The 3127-nt window shown below is 41.5% G+C and carries 2 protein-coding genes and 1 pseudogene; all 3 read left to right on the top strand.

The window, feature by feature from the left end:
- Positions 1-735: pseudogene (locus F6K38_RS38015) on the top strand (hypothetical protein); the annotation flags it as partial.
- A 31-nt stretch (positions 736-766) separates the two neighbouring features.
- Positions 767-1531 (top strand): M23 family metallopeptidase, encoded by a 765-nt coding sequence (locus tag F6K38_RS38010; protein WP_071105178.1) that lies wholly within the window; start codon positions 767-769, stop codon positions 1529-1531.
- Positions 1532-2325: 794 nt separating this feature from the next.
- Positions 2326-2889, top strand: coding sequence for a Uma2 family endonuclease (locus F6K38_RS38005; protein ID WP_071107890.1), 564 nt, complete (start codon positions 2326-2328; stop codon positions 2887-2889).
- The last annotated feature ends 238 nt before the right edge of the window (positions 2890-3127 follow it).

The following is a 3127-nucleotide window of genomic DNA, read 5'->3' as shown; positions in this document are numbered from 1 at the left end:
AATGTTGCTACCGCCCTATCTCATGGTGGCAGAGTCAATATTGTAATTCCTAAGCTAGCGAAAAAAAGTGAAGCAGGCGTAAGAGACCCCTATGCCTTACTCAATTGGCTTGGTGTAACTCAAGCAGGAAAAATAGACGAAAGTATCGGAGCGTTTAAACGTTCTTTCGGTACACACTTCATGAAAAGGTCGAGGCAGGAAGAAAAAGTTCGAGAGCAAGGAGGAAAGCTAGCAGCAATTAAAAATAAAATTTATGGAACAGAACTTTATGGCATAAATTTAGCTGTTGGTGGTATTGGTGATACAGATTTCAACAGTGATATAATTTTGCCAGATGGAGCCCACGGACATTTGCTGATTGTTTTTCGACCTCCAACTACAGAAAAATTCGGAGCTCTAGAGGTTGGAGTAGAAACAACTGCTCCAGGTGGTGCGAGTAACGAGGGATACGTTCATAACTGGAAGTCAACAGAAGCAACCGCAAACCCTCTATCTAGTGCGGGAGGTGCTAAAGCTGAAAAACACGGAAAAGGAAAGCTCGATTGGAATCGCCTCAGTATAGTTTCTCTCGACGAGATAGATCAAACTACAGTAGTAGCAAAGGAAATGGAAAATTGGCTTGAAAAATTGGAAAGACTAAAAGCTTTCTATGATTTATTGGAAAAAAATGAGAGAATAATTACTCAAGACTTAGTTGGTAAACGAGACAATTTTAGGGGTAAAATCACCTCATAATATACAAACTATTAAATATTTCGTAAAACTCATGGGTAATCTACGACAAAGCCAAACCACAAAAACACTCACTTCTCAACAGCAACAACCATCACCTAGTACCAAGCCAGAGCTCCACCCCATAGAAGAATTGCAAGGGATAATCGGCAACCGGGCACTAGGTCATCTAATTAAGTCCCAGCACCAAAACTCTCACTCAGAAGCTGGTTACCAACAGAAAGTTGCTCGAACTATTGACCCTCTGCTGAGTAGTCTTTCCCCTGTTACTGGGCAGTCAATTCAGCGAATGCCAATGTTTAGGGGACTTTCCCATGAGTTAAGGGGCAATTGGCAGCAGGGCAATCCAGTGCAGCCAAAGCTAACTATTGGTCAAGTTGGGGACAAGTATGAGCAAGAAGCCGACCGAGTAGCATCTGAAGTAGTAAGACAGATTAACCCACCAGTTTCTAGTCTCTCCACTCAACATGAGTCGATTCAACGTCAAGACGAAGAAAGCACTAGCCATAGTAGCACGATTCGAGCGCTAGCCCAGGGCAAGGTAATTTTCGCGGGTTGGTACAATGGTTGTGGCAATACAGTTAAGATTGATCACGGCAATGGTTTGGTGACACGCTATGCTCATAACCGTAAACTATATGTGAGCCAGGAACAGGTGGTGCAGCAAGGGGAACCAATCGCAGCAGCTCGCTCTAAAGTTCGTTCTACTGCTCCTCACCTCCACTTTGAAGTCCTTATGCATAAGACACCACGATCTCCAAGTATCTACATCAGAAGGCAATGTTTTGAATACAGCTAACAAACCCAAATCCTTCAAAAGCTTACATTATCTGAATAATTTATAGCTTCTTTAAAAAATTTTCTGTTAATTTAACCAAAGTTTTATTACCAGATGAATTACTAGTGACAAGGGCTATTGGCATAAAACTTTCTATAGCCTTGGCAACATTGATATCCAGTCGAGAGCAGCACAAAGCAATTAGTTTTATATCATGTCCGGATAATTAGTTATAAAAAACCATTACCCTTGAAACCTTACTCCTTTACTTCAGCATAGCTGCCTTCTGCCTTCTGCCTTGCTTTCTCTCCTAGTATAAGTATTCAACCGGACATGATATTACTCATCGCGATCGCTCCGGTTCTCCCATATTTCTATCACTCCCACAATCCCTTTGACCTCAAAGGCTATATGATAATTACACTGTGACTTTTGCCGACTCTTAATTTAACCAAGCTCATGGGTAATCTACGACAAAGCTAAACTAAAAAAACACTAACTTCTCAACAGCAACAAGAGTTCTTGTAGGGTGGGCAAATGGACATGATTCCTAATTAAATTACCAAACTATCATAATTTGCCCACCCTACCCCTGAGGTGAGCAAATCCACTACCGTCTACCCTGTTGTTAATTGGTTTATCGGTTAAAATTGTAGAGCAAGTCAAAAAAATCTTAACCTGCTGAATAGGTGACAAGCAAGACCGATCGCCTGATTTTGTAGGGTGGGCAAATGGGCATCAGAGCTGATGAAATGATCAAATTCCCAAAATTTGCCCACCAAACCCCTACTGGCACAATTGGAGACAACCCTGAAATGGTACAAGCACAACCTAAAATACTGACATTGGAGGAGTTTCTGAAACTACCGGAAACAAAGCCTGCTAGTGAGTACCTTGATGGAAAAATTATTCAGAAGCCCATGCCTCAAGGAAAACATAGTCGTCTTCAAGGAGAACTAATACCCGCAATCAATAGTTTGGTAAAAGCTAAAAAAATTGCTTGCGCTTTTCCTGAATTACGTTGTACCTTTGGGGGTCGCTCAATAATACCTGACATTTCAGTATTTCTTTGGAACCGAATTCCCTGTGATGATAATGGAGAAATTGCCAATGTATTTAACCTGACTCCAGATTGGACTATTGAAATCTTATCTCCAGACCAAAGTCACACAAAAGTAACCAAAAATATTCTTCATTGCCTCAAGCATGGAACCCAGATCGGTTGGTTGATTGACCCAGAGGAAAAAACTGTGTTTGTTTACCATTCTAAACAAGAAATTGAGGTATTCGATCAACCCGATATGTTACTTCCTGTACCATCTTTTGTAAGTGAGCTAAATCTTACAGTTAAGGATTTATTTGCCTGGTTATTACTGTAACTATAGCAATTCTACGACTTGTGAGGTACACAATTTCTAGATTTTAGGGAACAGGGAACAGGGAACAGGGAACAGGGAAGAGATAAGAGGGAAGAGGAACCCACCCCTAACCCCTCCCAGGAGGGGAAGAGGGAATAGCGATGCGCTGCATTCAGTGCGTACGCTCTTGTAGGGTGGGCAAATGGACATGATATTTGATCTAATTGCCTTTCTCTCATAATTTGCCCACCCTACCCTA

This window comes from Moorena sp. SIO3B2, from assembly GCF_010692525.1.
In the GTDB taxonomy this organism is placed as follows: Bacteria; Cyanobacteriota; Cyanobacteriia; order Cyanobacteriales; family Coleofasciculaceae; genus Moorena; species Moorena producens.
This window is presented reverse-complemented; position numbering and strand designations above follow the sequence as displayed.